We start from the raw sequence: 16,101 nt of genomic DNA, 5'->3' as shown, positions 1-16,101 counted from the left end.
TTAAAATTTGTACGTTAATTCTCGGGTAAATCCCCCTTTTAAAGATTAAACTATACTCGGAAGGAGAACAGGACATGAATATGATCCAATCGTTTAATCGTACGATTGATTACCTTGAAACAGTTCTTGACGATGAGATTGATGAGAAGAAAGTAGCTTATTTATCCGGCTATTCCTATTCCATGTTTAGTCGCTTGTTTTCCATATTGACGGAAGCCCCTCTATCAGACTATTTAAGATGCAGAAGACTGACAGAGTCTGCTATAGCACTAAGAGATACTGACGAAAAAATTATTGACCTCGCTTTCCGCTTTGGTTATGAATCATCAGACTCGTTTGGAGTAGCCTTCAAGAACTTTCATGGTTTTTCGCCTTCCCAAGTCAGAAAGGGAAAGCCTTTCAAAGTTGTCTCACGTGTGCAATTAGCACTAAGTGTCAAAGGAGGAAGAAGTATGAACATCACCATTCAAACAAAAGAAAGTTTTACAGTTGCAGGGGTGAATGAACAAAATATTGATTCATCATTATGCACCAAAGTCTGGAATAAACTCTATGCTAAGTATAGCCATGAGGAGTTTGCTGTATTAGGAGAAGGGCAGTGTGTTGGGGTTTGTCATGATATATTAAATCTTAAAACGCACGATGTTTTAAATTCAAACACGATCAATTACATGGCAGGCTATATCATTACTGATGTGGATAAGGCTAAAAACATGGGCTTAGATATCCTAGAAGTGGATAGGACAGAATATGCTGTTGTTGAACTCAAAGGCTCTGTACCAGACTGTATTCACCAAGGCTGGAAATATGTCATGGAAGTCTTTTTCCCCGAACATGGCTATAGGCATTCTGGGCGTCCAGATTTCGAATATTACTACGAAGGTCACATGGATAGTCCAGATTATAAAATGGAACTGTGGATACCGATTATCAAAGACTAATAGTCATTGATTTGTATGTTGAACTTCCTTGTCTAGGTCTAGGAAAAAACGAGAAGAACGATAAAGGGCTGTGTCTACAGTCCTTTTTGACTTTATTAACCACATAAATATAATGCTTGTCTTCTTCGAACAACGGTTAAAAAATATATATTCAGGTTAAATTTTGTAGTATTGTTCGGTAATAACACTTGATCTGACGTTTCGCAAGTTAAAAATTCTCTATTGATACTGGAAATGCTATAATAGTCCTAGATTTTGCTGAAAAAGAAGGAGTCCCATGAAAACAGATATCGAAATTGCTCAAAGTATTAACTTGAAACCTATTGTTGAAATTGCCCGTAAAGCGGGAGTTGCAGAGGATGATTTGGAACTCTATGGCAAGTACAAGGCCAAGCTATCTTTTGACGCGATTAAGTCCGCTGAAGAAAATACCAAGGGAAGCTTGGTTCTGGTGACGGCCATCAATCCCACTCCTGCAGGGGAAGGCAAGTCTACGGTGACCATTGGTCTAGCAGATGCCTTGTCTGCCCTCAATAAAAAAACGATGATTGCTCTGCGCGAGCCATCACTCGGTCCTGTTATGGGGGTCAAAGGCGGTGCTGCTGGTGGTGGTTATGCCCAAGTCTTGCCGATGGAAGACATCAATCTCCACTTTACAGGGGACATGCATGCTATCACGACAGCAAACAACGCCTTATCTGCCTTGATTGATAATCACCTCCACCAAGGAAATGAGCTCAATATCGACCCTCGTCGTATTCTTTGGAAGCGTGTGGTGGATCTTAACGACCGTGCTCTGCGTCAGGTGACCATTGGTCTGGGAAGTCCGCTCAATGGCATCCCACGTGAGGACGGATTTGACATCACAGTTGCCAGTGAAATCATGGCTATTCTCTGTCTAGCGACGAGTTTGGACAATCTCAAGGAACGCCTAGCTAATATTGTCATTGGCTACCGCTATGATCGCACGCCGGTCTATGTTCGCGACCTTAAGGTAGAAGGAGCGCTAGCCCTCATTCTCAAAGATGCCCTCAAACCTAATTTGGTGCAAACGATCTATGGAACACCTGCTCTCGTCCATGGTGGCCCATTTGCCAATATTGCCCACGGCTGTAACTCTGTTCTAGCCACCAAGACAGCTCTTGGCTTGGCCGATTATGTGATTACCGAGGCTGGATTTGGCGCTGATTTGGGCGCTGAAAAATTCCTTGACATCAAAGTGCCGCAATTGCCTAAAGCTCCTGATGCTGTGGTTATCGTCGCTACCATTCGCGCCCTCAAGATGCACGGTGGCGTGGCCAAGTCTGACCTAACTGAGGAAAATGTAGTAGCACTGAAAAATGGTTTTGCCAACCTAGCCCGTCACATCCAAAACATTCGCCAGTACGGTGTACCAGCAGTCGTTGCCATCAATGAATTCGTCTCAGATACCGAGACAGAGATTCAAACACTCAAGGAACTTTGCCAAACTATTGATGTTCCAGTCGAGTTGACCTCTGTCTGGGCCAAGGGAGCAGAAGGAGGAGTGGCACTGGCCGAAACTTTGATCAAAACCATTGAGCAAACATCAAGCCAATACACGCGCCTTTATCAGGACAATCAATCGATTGAGAGCAAGATTGAAGCTATTGTGACCAAGGTCTACGGTGGTAATAAGGTCATCTTCGAGAAAAAAGCCAAGACTCAGATTGCTCAAATAACTAAGAACGGCTGGGATCAACTTCCTATCTGCATGGCCAAAACTCAGTACAGTTTTTCAGACGATCCAACCCTGCTTGGCGCGCCAAAGGAGTTTGCCATCACTATCCGTGAGCTGGTACCCAAGCTGGGTGCAGGGTTCATTGTTGCTCTGACGGGTGATGTCATGACCATGCCAGGCCTGCCAAAAGCCCCTGCGGCCTTAAATATGGACGTCACAGCTGATGGTACAGCACTTGGCTTGTTCTAAGCCGTTGGAATCTGACGATTCGAGATACTTTTTGCCCGAATGCTATTGAAAAAATAGGCATAATTGAAAGGAGATTTAAGAAAACAGTATTCACAGTTCTGTACATACATTCGAGGTTGCTTTTTTGGAAAAACAATCTTTCAAATCAAAGCATCTTACTTGTGAAATACTGATTTTAAAAACATCATGAAAAAGAAATTCACTCTATCACTTATCTTACTAACAGCGCTCGTGACCCTCTCAGGCTGTCAATCCATTCAAAATTGGTTTAGCAATTTCCGCGAGGAGTGGCTTGGTCTGGATATGACAGTTCGTACCTTTGATGAAAATTCCCAGTTGATTGATGAAATGTCAGGAACATCGCTATCTATTTCCCGAAACGATGACTTCGACTCTGTCGATGCTGACGGAACATCAAATGCGGACAGCACTGTTCTCAAAATTACTCTCGGAAAGTATGAAATTGACCACGTTGGCTCATCTCTGATTGCAGCCGAAGAGGGCTTAGAAGACATTTTCGCTAAGTATCAGTCAAGCGTTTCAATCGAAAACACCGACCGCAGTGTACCTGTGCTTAACCGTATGGTCTCAAGTTTCAAAAACGACTTTACAGGAAAAGCAAAGGTTATCCTGATTCGTTCGCAAAATGGCACACCGCTAGCAACCTATGTCGGAAATAAAGTGTCCCTCTACGCATCAGACGCTCCTAAGACTAGCGAACTCTTGATAGACGGGAAGCGTCTTATCATCTACCGCTGTGATTACACCATTTATGACAGGGAATTGTTGGAACAATAAAAAAGATTTAAGCAAAAGTCGGACTCAAAACGAAGCTAAACAGGCTTAAATCTCATCATAAAAAGCTAGTGATCTCACTGTTATGGTCACTAGCTTTTTTATCTACCCTACCCCGATGACAATAATCCCCTCAAGGATCAGAAATAACAGTGCTATCAGTTTTTGCTTTATCATGTGACGATACTCACTTTCCTTTTTCTCTATTGTATGATAATATAGGAAAAACACTATTTCATTCCCATATATGCCTACTGGAGGGTTACTATGAAAAATTTTGGAGAAATTTTTAGAAAATTTAGAGAATCAAGAGGTTTGCGGTTAAAAGATGTTACCAAAGCTGGTATATCAACCTCTCAACTCTCGCGCTTTGAAAAGGGAGAGACGGATTTAACCATTACAAAATTCATGGCCATCCTAGATCAAATCAATATGCCGATTGATGAGTTTATGTATGCCGCCCATGATTTTCATCGAGACGAATTAAACGACTTACTTGAGAAAGTAAGATTATTTGTGACGACACACGATGTTGAAGGGCTGGAAAAACTATTGATTTCTCAAATGGAGAAGGACAGCCAAAACGAAAAATTCCACCAGCTTAATACGATACTCTTAAAAATTCGACTTCAAGACCTTTCAGGAGACACTTACTATAACGAGTCTGATCTGACTTACTTGACCGATTATTTGTTTAGTGTTGAGCATTGGGGAAACTACGAGCTATTGATTTTTATGAATACATTAGATGTTTTAAAGCATAAACCATTTATGATTTTATCGCGTGAAATGGCCAGACGTTCTGACTTTTACAAAGAGATTCCAACCAATCGCCGGTTAATTTCAACCATGTTGCTCAACGGCTACATCACATGCATTGAACGCCAGAAGTTTATGGATGCTTTGTATTTTGAAAAGCAATTAAAGCAGTGCTTTTTCATCGAAACAGAAATTTATGAACGTTTAGTTTTTCAATACGCCCAAAATTTATATCATTACCAAAAAAACGGCACAAAATCAGCTATTATTGAAATGAGAAAGTGCATTGCCGCAATGAAACTAGCAGGAAGTAACCATCTAGCACAGACCTACGAAGGCCATTTAGAAAAAACGTTAGCCAGCAAGTAGCAATGTGCAGATACGGGAAAACTATTCTATACAAAATAAATAGAGCTATAATAGAATTATCAAAAAATAGAAGTCTAGCGATATTATGACTAAAGAGCTCGAAAAAGTCCTTAATGATTACGTATAAAAAGTATTCTGTCTTGTTTCTTTTATAGTCTGAATGGATTGACGTAGTGCATTTAAGACTAAGAACACGAACTGTTTAACTTGTAGCTTAGTCAAAATTTGTGAGGGTGGTTGTTATGTTAATCTTATCAAGGAGAAAAATCCAGAGTTCTCTCGGGATTCAGTTTGCGAATTATGAAGTCTAACCGAAGACACTTATTTTGGATGACTATTTTTCTATCTAGTCTACCCTATTATTTTGTAGCAATCCTTTTATTAAAAGAGCTTGGCTTTTCGTTTACGTTAATTGGGACGTTGTCTGTCATTACTGAAATATTTGGTTCCCTTTTTGATATCCCATTAAGTCTTTTTTCTAAAAAAATTGGATATAAGAGGATTTTGATGATATCTCAACTATTGCTGGTTTTGGGGCTATTGTGTTTAATGTTTGCAGATCCTCAGGTTGCTTATGTTTCTGCTATTTCATTCGGATTATCAGAATCACTTTCTTCTGGAGTACTTGTTGCCTATCATTTTGAGATAATTGATAATAAAAGTGAATATGATAACTTTTTAAGGAATCTGAGTACTATAAAGTATCTCTTTATTGCAATGATTACGATGATCTCACCCTATTTACTCCAGAAAAACTATCTTTATCCTATCATGCTATCCATTCTGTTTGTTTTGTTGAGCTTATTAAATCTGTCTAGATTGCCTGAAATTAAAGGTGAGGCAGTTGATGGCAAGACCTCCTTTTCCTTGCAAAATATGAGGCATATTCCTTGGGATTTAATCGTATTAGGAGTAACTTTCTCAACTTTGATCATGATTGTCAATTCCTATTCGGGAGTGTATTTGAATCAGTCAGGTATCTCTTTGAAAATATTAGGCTTCATACTGTTTATCTTTAATCTATCAATGGCAATAGGAAGTTATCTGAAAATAAGGTTTGCGTTAACGTTATTGCTACCGATGCTTGTCATTTGCCTCTCCCTTCAATCAAATCCGATTGTTCAAATTATTATTTTCCTGATAATTAGAGCGCTTAATTCGAGCTATAACAATCATTTCTATTCAATGTTTAACACCGCAATAAGTAACAACAGAGCAACATCATGGTCAATCTTTAATTTTCTCATGTCTATTACTTTTATTTTGGCAGATTTTTTAGCAGGAATTTTAGCAGAAAATTTTGGATTGCAAATAACCTATCAAGTATTTGGAAGCATCTCACTCATTTTTTTAATTCTATATTTTACGGTAAAAAAGAAAACAGAATGACCACAGTAACGCTAATCAATGTGAAATTTAGGAAAGAGCAGACAGCTCTTGTTTTCAAAGAAATTGATTTGCTGTCACACCTTCGTAAAGTTAACTGGGATAGAACAAATCCAAACCATCTTGTGCAGGTTTTAAAACTGGCAAAGATCAAGATTTAGCATTGCACGAGCATCTCGCTTTTCAGTAATCAGCAAAATTATTAGTTCATTAAATAGTTATGAAATGGAAATCAATAAAAGTTGATTCATATCAATAAAAGAAGATACATTTAAAAACTTAGTTTCATTGGGGTTATTATTGATGAGTGAAGTCGAAGTGGAAGTGTATGGTGTCAAAAAATATTTTCGTAATCAATTAATATTAGAAATACCTAGCTTTGAGGCAAAAAAAGGAGAAATCGTTTCTATAATTGGTACAAATGGTGCAGGTAAATCGACTTTGATTAAAATTATTTCTGGCTTGATGATTCAAGATAAAGGGAATGTTTTGATTTATGGACATAAAAATACATCAAGTATTGTTCACAATGCTGTGAAGTTGGTATTGGAAAGTGGCAGAGGTTATTATGAGTACCTAACGGCAAATCAAAATATTGATTATTTTTTACATTTGAATAAAATATCACGATCTGATGTAAAGCATGAGTTAGAAGACCTGTTTCATAAGTTAGATTTTGGATCCTATGCCGATAAGCTGGTGTCTGAATTATCGCAGGGAACAAGGCAAAAATTGTCTTTGATTATTGCTCTGGTCTGTCAGCCAAAAGTGCTATGTTTAGATGAACCAACAAATGGTTTAGATGTGGTAGCTAAAAAGCAGTTTGCAAAATTGTTAATTGAACTGAGTCAAAAGAAGGGAACAATTATTCTGTTAACAACCCATGACATATTTTTTGTAAAAGAAGTATCAACTAGAATTTGTGTCATGAGCAAAGGAAAGATAAAAAAGCAGGGTAGTTTTTTAGATATTTTTGGAAAAAATAACAAATGGGTCAAATATAAAATTGGCATCTCTCAGTCTGAAAAAATAAGGTTTGATAAAATTTTTTCTGGTATCCATTATCAATTAGAAGATGAAAAACTGATTGTGGAAGTCACAAGTAATGAGTTAAAAAATAGCATCTTTCAACAGTTTGATATTGTGTTTTTTGATGAAGTCAGAAAAAGTATTGAAGAGATTCTGTATGAGGTAATTACTGATGATTAAGGAGATAAGAAGGGAACTAATAAGGCAGCTACAAGAGATGCTACAATTCAAATTTAATTTGTTTTTTGCAAATTTTGGAATTCTAATTATGGTTTCTTCGTACCTTCAATACTTTAAAGAAACTCAAAGTAAATTCCTATTATTTTGCTTATTATTTACTTGGTATTTTACTAGTCATAGTGTGACACATCCAACATTTTTTATTGAGGAAGATCTTTATGATAGAACATTAATAAGTGTGATTCAGAGCAGTAAAAGTATTTTTCATGTGGTTATTTTTAAAATTATTGTGCAAATCCTGATCGATTTAGTTAAGGCGATTCCAATTTTTATAATACTATCAATATTAAATAACATTGATTTTCCTCAAAATTCCCTAAGGGTAGCTATCAGTTTCATGGCTTGTTTATTAGTCATTGTTGTGATATACGGTTTAGGTTTTTGCCTTTCAAGTATCTGTTTTATTTTTAATCGAACATCCAGTATAACATCTTTAATTTCTTATTTTATGCTATATTTTACTGGGATACTTACTCCATTAGATGGTGTGCTTTCGACTATTGGAAATCTTTTTCCCTACTATTCGTTAAGAAATTTTATCATATCTCCAACATATAAAAATATACTCGAAATAATCGTCTACGGTATCGTATATTGGTCATTGGGGATCCTACTGTTTTCTAGATTGTTAAAAGTTGCTAAAAAAAGAGGGAGCCTTTTCCATGTTTAACGAATTAAAACGATACTTTAATTATAGATTCAGGTATTTTTTTGATAGTATTTGTGACATTCTCTATTCAGTCATTTTTATTATTGGGATAATGGTTATTTTTGACCGCAAAGAACCGATAAATTTACTTTATTTTTTTATTTATTATGCTATCACAAATGTGATATTGCTTGCCAATGAGGAATTAGAGTACGAAATAAGAACGAATCAATATGCGAATATAAAAACAACAAAACGTAGCCCTTTGGTGATTTACATCTCAAGGTCAGTAACCTATTTTATTTGGACAACTCTTGTCTTTTTGATTTCAATCATTTTGTCTTTGCTTTTCTTAAAAGTTAGATTTGTACTTCCTTCCTTAACTTTAGTTGATTTGATAATTATCTCAATACTAAATTATATTATGTTTTTAACACTTTATACTTTGTCTATTAAAATGACAGAACGGTTCGAAAGGATTTCTGTTTTTTTGAACCTAGTTAATACAGTGCTGTTATTTTACTCTGGTTTAGTATTTCCAACACCATTTATCACTTATGTGGATTTGCTCGATTTTATATTATCAAAATAATATTAATGTTGAACGACTTTCTAAATCTCCAAGCCATGATCTAACACATTAGGTTGAAAAACTCATTAAGCGCTAGATTCAAGAAACAGAGTGGAGAAAGGCATAAAGAAGAAGCAAGGTTATTATGAAATTATTATCTTATCTTGAAAAATTCAAGTACACAGCCCTACTCATTTTTATGCTAGGTGGCTTTGCTAGTATTTTACAGTCACTCGTGATTAAAAGAGTTACTGCGATTGATACGATATCTGATTTTAATTCTTTGTGGAAACTCTTTGTCGTGGGACTTTTGACCTATTTAGTATTCTACAGTTTTGAATTTGGAGCTGATGTGGTCTATGATGTAGCTTGTAAGCGCATTATGCTGATTTTGCGAGATAAACTGGTAAAAAATCTCCTTTTATCCAGCGAAGCAGTAGACCAACATGAGTCAACGAACTTTCTTAGTCAGGATCTGGAATTTTTTTACGACAACTATGTGACACAGGTCCTACATCTCCCTAAAAGTGGAATGATTTTTATCGTTGTATCAATGTATCTTGTAACCTTGAACCCGCTTTTGGCGTTTCTTTTTATCTTGGGTTCTCTGTTGCGGCCGCTGCCTCAGGTGTTTTTGACCAGGCTAGCCAACTCTTTAGGAAAAAGACAGAGTGAGGAGCGCGAACGGTCTATGGCCTTAATAATAGACTACGTGAATGGCAGTAGCACGCTTTTACATCATCAGGCTTTTGGTAGTACTTATGGCAAGCTTAAAAATCAAGTCCTCACTTACGAAACTGCTCGGCGTAATTACTATTATCTATCTAATTTCCTCTTTTTCTGTAATGGACTGACACAATTTTTGGGTCGCATTTTGCCAGTTGGTGTTTATTTCTTATTTCCAAATACGTTTGGTCATATTCCTGTATCTTCCCTTGTAGCCATGTTTATTGCTTCAAGTAGTTTGTCCAGCCCCCTTCAAAATATGATGTATGCCACTTTTAGCATGCAGGCTGCTTCATCGGTAAAGGAAAAAATTTATCAATTGATGGACAAAGTGGTGGTTGAAGAAGAGGTGCCTTATATCTCAGATTTCAAAAATCTGACCTTGCAAGACATTACAAAATCTTATGGAGAAAAAACTATTTTTAAAGATTTTTCCTATACGTTTGAAAAAGGTAAGAAGTATTTAATCAAGGGAGCTAGTGGACGAGGAAAGTCAACACTCTTGAATATCATCATGGGAGAGCCTGTCGATTCAGGTAACGTAGCCCTTATCACAAAAGACAATCAAGCGTTTGAGGGCTATCAATCAAATATTGGTGTGGTGAGTCAGGCACCATTTCTCTTTAATGGTACCTTGGAAGAAAATGTTTGTCTAAATCAAGAATTTTCTAAGGAGAGTATCCTGAAGGCTTTAGAGCAAGTTCATCTTCTAGAAGAATTGCCTGACGGATTGGCCTTCAAAATCGAAAATAATGGAAGTAATATTTCAGGTGGTCAACGTGTACGGATAGAATTGGCACGATTTTTACTCCGTCAAAAGGATGTTTTGCTTTTGGATGAGGTGACTGCTGCCTTAGATAAAGACAATGCTCGGAGAGTCAGAGAGCTGATTTTCTCGCTGCCAGTGACCATTATTGAAGCGGCTCACCATATGGACGAAGCGTTCAATTATGATGCTGTGATAGAACTGTAGGTGATGAGATGTTTAAGTATTTTAATAAATTTTTGGTGACCTTAGCCCTCATCTCCAGTGTTTTAAATAGTTTCGTCTTTCTCATTGAACCATTGATGACAGACAAAATCTTTGATCTTACAGCATTAAATAGCCGCAAAGAGACATGGGATTTTTTGGTCTACGGACTGATACTCTATTTGCTTTTATATGCGGTGATGTTTATTGCCAATCTCTTGCTGAACCAGATAATGACCATAGGTTGTGGCAACATTCGACTTCGCCTCTATCAACAGTTGATATTAGCTCATCAGGAAATGGGCAATGATAAGAAAATTTCAATACTGACTCAGGATGTTGAATACTATCTCTGGAACTATATCAGCCCTAGTGTCCTCCTCGTTGCACACATCAGTAATTTCCTCTTACTTAGCATCTACCTCTTAGTAAAAAATATACCGATTGGTTTGTTGTTTATTGCCTGTGCCTTTATTTTCTTAGTTGTTCAACTTAGGATTAGTAAAATGGCAGAGCGAAAAGGTGGCGAGCAAGCCGCAGAAAGACAGAAATTACTGAGTTTATTGAGCGATACGATTGCTGGAAGGTCAACGTTGATTCATAATCAAGCTCTTTCTCCTGGTCTCAAAATGGTTCAAAACCAATCAGCACGCTACGAAAAGTCACGGCAAACATTTGGGATTTATCAATCTTTCTTTGTCTTTTTAGCTAATCTAATGCTCTTTGTGTCTCAATTCTTACCAATCTTTTTAGGACTGGTCTTAATGACAGTAGGTACAGAATTGAGAACGACTGACCTGATTGCTATGTTTATTGCGGCAACACGTCTGGAGCAACCATTGTTGAATATTGTTAACGATATTTTTAGGCTCAAAGGAGCAAAAGCTATTTCTGAAACATTTGATCAGATACTGGTGCAACCAACTCCTGACCATCAGCTATCGTCTTTATCAACGGAAGGTTTTGAAGCTTTGGAATGCTATCATTTGACTAAATCATTTGCAGATAGGGGTGCTTTTTTCAAACCTTTCTTATCGTTTTGAAAAGGGGAAGAAGTACCTGATTAAGGGAGCAAGTGGGTCTGGGAAATCAACTCTCTTTAAGCTGATGTTACAAGAATTAATTCCAGACAAAGGCGAACTAACTATGGTACTTGATAAGGATCAGGTGGCGAAGGATTACCAACAGCGTATCGGTTTAATTGCCCAGTCTCCTTATCTATTTAATAACAGCATTCGTTATAATTTGACGTTGGGAGCGGATTTTTCAGATGATTTATTGTTAGAAAAACTGGAACAAGTTGGTTTGACGGATGAATTTGACGCTATCTTAGACTATCAGATTGTCAATAATGGCGAAAACATCTCAGGTGGTCAAAAGACACGTCTTGAAATTGCGAGAAGTCTCATTAGGCAAAAAGACGTTCTTCTAGCCGATGAAGTAACAGCTCCGCTTGATGCTAAAAATGCGAAGGTCATTCGAAATTTGCTTTTCAATTTACCCGTAACTATTATTGAAATTGCTCATCATATCGATGATGAATTTATCTATGATGGCGTCATTGATTTATCACAAACAATAGAATCAAAGTTATAATGCACGCTATTTTACAAAAAAAGCCTGAGATAAAAAAGATTTCTCAGGACAAAAACCAAGGAGCGGGACTCAATCGTAATTGATTGTTCTCACTCCTTGGTTTATAGATTCAAGCTAAAAATGATTTGCAGTTTTTTAACTTTTTCTAATGACTAATTTTCCTTACGCGTTTGATATTAAATCTGTCCCATCGTGACTTTTTCTGCCAAGTTTAGGACATGGTCAGACACTCTACTGTAATGTGAAATCATATCAATAAAACTAACGCCAGCTTGTGGTGTGCATTGCTCATTATTAAGCCGTTTGATATGTTTTTTACGATAATACCGCTCCAAGCTTTTGACCTGTTGGCATTGATCGATGAGCTTCTGAGCTAAATAACTGTCTGACGCTTCAATTGCCTGAAGGACATCTTTAATCATTTGGAGGGTTAAGGAATGGATTTCGTCCACTTCTTGCATCGCAACTGCTGACAATCTGGTGTGATGGTGGTTAATCTGGTTGACAACTTCGACCAGTCGAAAGGCGTGATCGCCAATCTTTTCTAAATCCCGTGAAGCATCTAGCAGATTCCCCAAGACATCACTTTCAGAGGGACTAAGCTCTTCACGAGACAGTTCAATCAGATAACGTGTCAATTCATCATCAATCGTATTGATTGTTTTTTCGTATGTTGTAACTTTATTAGCTTCCTGTGTATCTGACGTTATCAAATACTGATAGGCATGTGACAGGGATTTAACAGCATAGGAGCCCAGATGTAGGAATTCTTTTTTGGCATTTCCAATTGCGATAGCCGGTGATTGACTGATAACGATGCGTTCTAGATACAAGGATTCGTACTTGACTCCCTCGTCTTCGCCTGGTATCAGTTTCGTAACCAAATAGGCCAAGAAATTGATAAAAGGAAAGAGAAATATAGTATTGGTCACATTAAAAGAACCATGAGCTAAAGCAACAGTCATTTCTGGACTGAGCTTTAAAGTCACTTCCAACCACTGCATGATATGGGTGAAAGGGGTCAATAAAATAATAAAAATAACAGTACCGATGACATTGAATAAGACGTGCGCAGCAGCAACTCGCTTAGCAGCAATATTGGCTCCAATCGCTGCCAAAACAACGGTGATACAGGTTCCAATGTTACTTCCTAAAAGAATGGGAATTGCCCCTTGAAGCTGGAGTAGACTTTCTGCATACAGCCCTTGGAGAATTCCGATAATGGCAGCAGAGGACTGAATGATGGCGGTTAAGATAGTACCAATAAAAACACCTTGGATAGGTTTGTCACCGAGAGTGGCTAGATAGGATTGAAAACTGGAGACATCACGCAAAGGAGCCATGGCATCGCTCATGATAGTCAAGGAAAAGAAGATGCCGCCGATACCAAAAACAATTCTTCCCAAATTATTTAAGTGTCGCTTATTTGTGAAAAATAGAAGCGTTGCCCCTACAAAAATCATAGGAAGCGCATAAGCTCCTAAATTAAACCCAATCAAAATTGAGGTGACAGTTGTCCCAATATTGGCACCCATAACGATACCGATAGCTTGCTTTAAAGTGAGTAGATTGGCCATTACCAAACCAACAGCGATGACAGTTACCCCAGAGCTCGACTGAATCAAGGCGGTCATGACAATCCCAACTAAAATCCCTAGAAGAGGATTACTAGTATATTTATCAATGTAAAATCGCAACCGTTCACCAGCGACCTGTTGTAAACCATCTCCCATGTATTTGATACTAAACAAAAACAAGCCTAAGCCACCAAGGAAATGAAACGCCATCTCTTGCCAATTGATTGTCATAAGTACCTCTCTTCTAAACCGGATTCTAATCTCACTCTATTTTAATCCAAATACTCATTTCATACAAGTAAATCTAGAGAAATAAGATGAATATTTTTTAAATTAAGTCCTCAGACTTTGCTTTTGTGATATACTAATTAGTAAAAAGAAGGAAAAGCTATGAAATCTATTTTTGCGTACGAGAGCAGCCAAGAATTAGAAACGATAAAGCCACTGGTAGAGGAACTGCTTGCCCAGTCGGAAGCTTACAAGGCTTATCTGGTGCAGAATTTCCAACTGATTGATCCTGCTCAAGCCGTTATCTGGACAAGGGCAGAGCAAGCCATGACCGTTTTCGCTCAGCAGCCTATCCCTGCTTATAACAACGGCATCAGGATTGTCATGACACCTGATATCGTAGAGTGGCGGACGTTCTTTGAGGAGATGTTGTCGCCATATCCAGATATTCCTGATCTGGTGCGCAATTACTATCAAAACCTTCCAGAACATCATATTCAGCAAGTCTTCTTTCATGAATTAACCCATGATTGCGATGTTTTCGAGTCAGATTACGAGAGTAGCAGAGATGATCTCTGGTTTGAAGAGGGAATGTGCGAGTATTTATCACGACGCTACCTGTTATCTGATGAGGCTTTTGAGCAAATTTACCAAATCGAAGCACAGCAAGTTGCTTACTTCGAACAATATTTTGGGAAATTTCATGTCGAAAACTTCAATCAAGAAACATACGCCAGTCAGAATTTAGCCTATCTGATGACCTTTTATGCCAATGCTTTTCTGGTTATCTGCCAGTTAGTAGAGCAGTACGAAAGTTTGGAGAAGATTTTTGAACGCTATCACGCTTGGTGGCAAGAAGAAGCCGAGCTCTCCTTGTACGATTGGCTAAAAAGGACGTAGAGTGTCAGTTGAAATTATGATAGATGAATAAAGAGAGGCATTGTGATGGATTTATATACTCCTGTGGTTGCGAAATTAAACGAACTTTCTATCCCTTTTCAGATTGTGGAACACCCACCAGCTCTCACAACAGAGCAAGCTGACAGTTTTATTGAAGGAATTGAGGGCGTACGGACGAAAACCATGTTTTTGACAAATAAGAAAAAAACACAGTTCTACTTGCTCATCATGGATGACCATAAAATGCTGGACATGGATAAATTTAAGTCTATCGTTGGCGCCAATCGTATTAGGCTGGCTCCAAGTGATAGTTTGATGGAGAAAATGTCCTTGACACCGGGTGTCGTCTCTCCTTTTGGCCTTTTAAATAACGCTGATAGGGACATTGCTGTTTACATTGATCAGGAAATTATGACAGAGCCCCGTATGAGTTTCCATCCAAATACTAATGACAAGACACTGTTTGTAGAGACTTCCGATCTGCTAACATTTATCCAAAGTATTGGTTATCAAGTTGAGGTCATTGATTTGTAATCTGTTTGTCGTGTGTGTAAAAACGCCCCTTGCGAAAAAACTTTAGCTGTGTTAAAATAAGAATATGCGATGAGCCGAATTTGGCATTAGCCATATTTGCGCATGGGGGTCATTAACGCAGGAGCGGACCTTGGTAGATTGTGTGAACCTTTCTATCTCACCCATCTGGGTGCCCATTTTGGTGGGGCTGGTTTTATCCAGTCCCACCATTTTTTATCTTCAAGGGAGTTTGAAGAAGTAGAAGTGAGCGGACAAAACTGACTATTTTTGTCTGAGTTTGAAAACAGCAGAGCTGGTTTAGTTGTTAAGAGTTGAGTCATTCTTTTTATCATTGACCTATGATTAGTGCAAATGCTATGATTATAAACGTAATTTAATTTATGTAAAACAAAACCAGATTTAAATATTAATTAAATTTACATAAATTAAACTATGTAAAACAAAAATAGATTTTCATTTCTACATAATTACTTTACAAGAGAATCATTGATAATCTGGAATAAAGGCTATAACTTTTGCTATTTTTTTGGTATAATTAAGCTTATGGAAATTGAAAAAACCAATCGTATGAATGCTCTGTTTGAATTCTACGCTGCTTTGTTGACAGATAAGCAAATGAATTATATTGAGCTATATTATGCTGATGATTATAGCTTAGCTGAAATAGCAGAAGAATTCAGCGTGAGTCGTCAGGCTGTTTATGATAATATCAAGCGGACTGAGAAGATTTTAGAAGACTATGAGCGTAAGCTCCACATGTACTCTGACTACATTGTTCGTAGTCAAATCTTTGATGAACTATTGACTAAGTATCCTGAGGATATATTTATTCAGGAAAAAATCACGCTTTTATCAAGCATTGATAACAGGGATTAAAAATAAA

At 37.5% G+C, this 16,101-nt stretch carries 15 protein-coding genes; 14 read left to right on the top strand and 1 reads right to left on the bottom strand.

The annotated features are described in order from the left end of the window. Positions 1-74 precede the first annotated feature (74 nt). From A3I5_RS0100150 to A3I5_RS12840, 11 genes are all read left to right on the top strand, one after another. Positions 75-941 carry an AraC family transcriptional regulator gene (locus A3I5_RS0100150; protein WP_018372583.1) on the top strand — a complete coding sequence of 289 codons (867 nt, stop codon included), beginning with the start codon at positions 75-77 and terminating at the stop codon, positions 939-941. Positions 942-1,218: 277 nt separating this feature from the next. Then, complete coding sequence (locus A3I5_RS0100145; protein WP_018372582.1) at positions 1,219-2,889, top strand: formate--tetrahydrofolate ligase; 1,671 nt, start codon at positions 1,219-1,221, stop codon at positions 2,887-2,889. Positions 2,890-3,075: 186 nt separating this feature from the next. Continuing rightward, the gene (locus tag A3I5_RS0100140) at positions 3,076-3,687 is read left to right on the top strand and encodes a DUF5052 family protein (RefSeq protein ID WP_026216838.1); all 612 of its coding nucleotides are present in this window, start codon (positions 3,076-3,078) and stop codon (positions 3,685-3,687) included. A gap of 264 nt (positions 3,688-3,951) precedes the next feature. Then, entirely contained in the window at positions 3,952-4,812 is an 861-nt protein-coding gene (locus tag A3I5_RS0100135; RefSeq protein ID WP_018372580.1) for a helix-turn-helix domain-containing protein, read from the top strand. Between the two features lie 330 nt (positions 4,813-5,142). Further along, the gene (locus A3I5_RS0100130; protein ID WP_231869674.1) at positions 5,143-6,201 is read left to right on the top strand and encodes an MFS transporter; all 1,059 of its coding nucleotides are present in this window, start codon (positions 5,143-5,145) and stop codon (positions 6,199-6,201) included. A 300-nt stretch (positions 6,202-6,501) separates the two neighbouring features. After that, positions 6,502-7,407 (top strand): ABC transporter ATP-binding protein, encoded by a 906-nt coding sequence (locus A3I5_RS0100120; protein WP_018372577.1) that lies wholly within the window; start codon positions 6,502-6,504, stop codon positions 7,405-7,407. After that, entirely contained in the window at positions 7,397-8,137 is a 741-nt protein-coding gene (locus tag A3I5_RS0100115) for an ABC transporter permease (RefSeq protein WP_026216836.1), read from the top strand. The genes A3I5_RS0100120 and A3I5_RS0100115 overlap by 11 nt, the downstream gene beginning before the upstream one ends. Beyond that, the gene (locus A3I5_RS0100110) at positions 8,130-8,708 is read left to right on the top strand and encodes an ABC transporter permease (protein WP_018372575.1); all 579 of its coding nucleotides are present in this window, start codon (positions 8,130-8,132) and stop codon (positions 8,706-8,708) included. Before A3I5_RS0100115 ends, A3I5_RS0100110 begins: the two co-directional genes overlap by 8 nt. A gap of 124 nt (positions 8,709-8,832) precedes the next feature. Then, positions 8,833-10,386 carry an ATP-binding cassette domain-containing protein gene (locus tag A3I5_RS0100105; protein ID WP_018372574.1) on the top strand — a complete coding sequence of 518 codons (1,554 nt, stop codon included), beginning with the start codon at positions 8,833-8,835 and terminating at the stop codon, positions 10,384-10,386. Positions 10,387-10,394: 8 nt separating this feature from the next. Then, positions 10,395-11,426: an ABC transporter transmembrane domain-containing protein gene (locus A3I5_RS11370; RefSeq protein ID WP_018372573.1), complete on the top strand. Its 1,032-nt coding sequence runs from the start codon at positions 10,395-10,397 to the stop codon at positions 11,424-11,426. Next, positions 11,395-11,979: an ATP-binding cassette domain-containing protein gene (locus A3I5_RS12840; protein ID WP_018372572.1), complete on the top strand. Its 585-nt coding sequence runs from the start codon at positions 11,395-11,397 to the stop codon at positions 11,977-11,979. Before A3I5_RS11370 ends, A3I5_RS12840 begins: the two co-directional genes overlap by 32 nt. A gap of 176 nt (positions 11,980-12,155) precedes the next feature. Here the strand turns inward: A3I5_RS12840 and A3I5_RS0100095 are convergent, their stop codons facing one another. Further along, on the bottom strand, positions 12,156-13,787 hold the full coding sequence (locus A3I5_RS0100095; RefSeq protein ID WP_018372571.1) for a Na/Pi cotransporter family protein: 1,632 nt from the start codon (positions 13,785-13,787) through the stop codon (positions 12,156-12,158). Positions 13,788-13,946: 159 nt separating this feature from the next. Between A3I5_RS0100095 and A3I5_RS0100090 the strand changes: the two genes are divergently transcribed. The 3 genes from A3I5_RS0100090 (at position 13,947) to A3I5_RS0100080 (ending at position 16,094) form a co-directional block, all read left to right on the top strand. Further along, positions 13,947-14,684 carry a hypothetical protein gene (locus tag A3I5_RS0100090; RefSeq protein WP_018372570.1) on the top strand — a complete coding sequence of 246 codons (738 nt, stop codon included), beginning with the start codon at positions 13,947-13,949 and terminating at the stop codon, positions 14,682-14,684. A 45-nt stretch (positions 14,685-14,729) separates the two neighbouring features. Then, entirely contained in the window at positions 14,730-15,218 is a 489-nt protein-coding gene (locus tag A3I5_RS0100085; protein WP_018372569.1) for a prolyl-tRNA synthetase associated domain-containing protein, read from the top strand. Positions 15,219-15,761: 543 nt separating this feature from the next. Continuing rightward, positions 15,762-16,094 carry a putative DNA-binding protein gene (locus A3I5_RS0100080; protein ID WP_026216835.1) on the top strand — a complete coding sequence of 111 codons (333 nt, stop codon included), beginning with the start codon at positions 15,762-15,764 and terminating at the stop codon, positions 16,092-16,094. Positions 16,095-16,101: the final 7 nt, after the last annotated feature.

The sequence above is a fragment of the Streptococcus merionis DSM 19192 genome, from assembly GCF_000380085.1.
Classification (GTDB): domain Bacteria; phylum Bacillota; class Bacilli; order Lactobacillales; family Streptococcaceae; genus Streptococcus; species Streptococcus merionis.
Note: the sequence above shows the minus strand (reverse complement) of the source record. Positions and strands in the feature narration are given on the sequence as shown.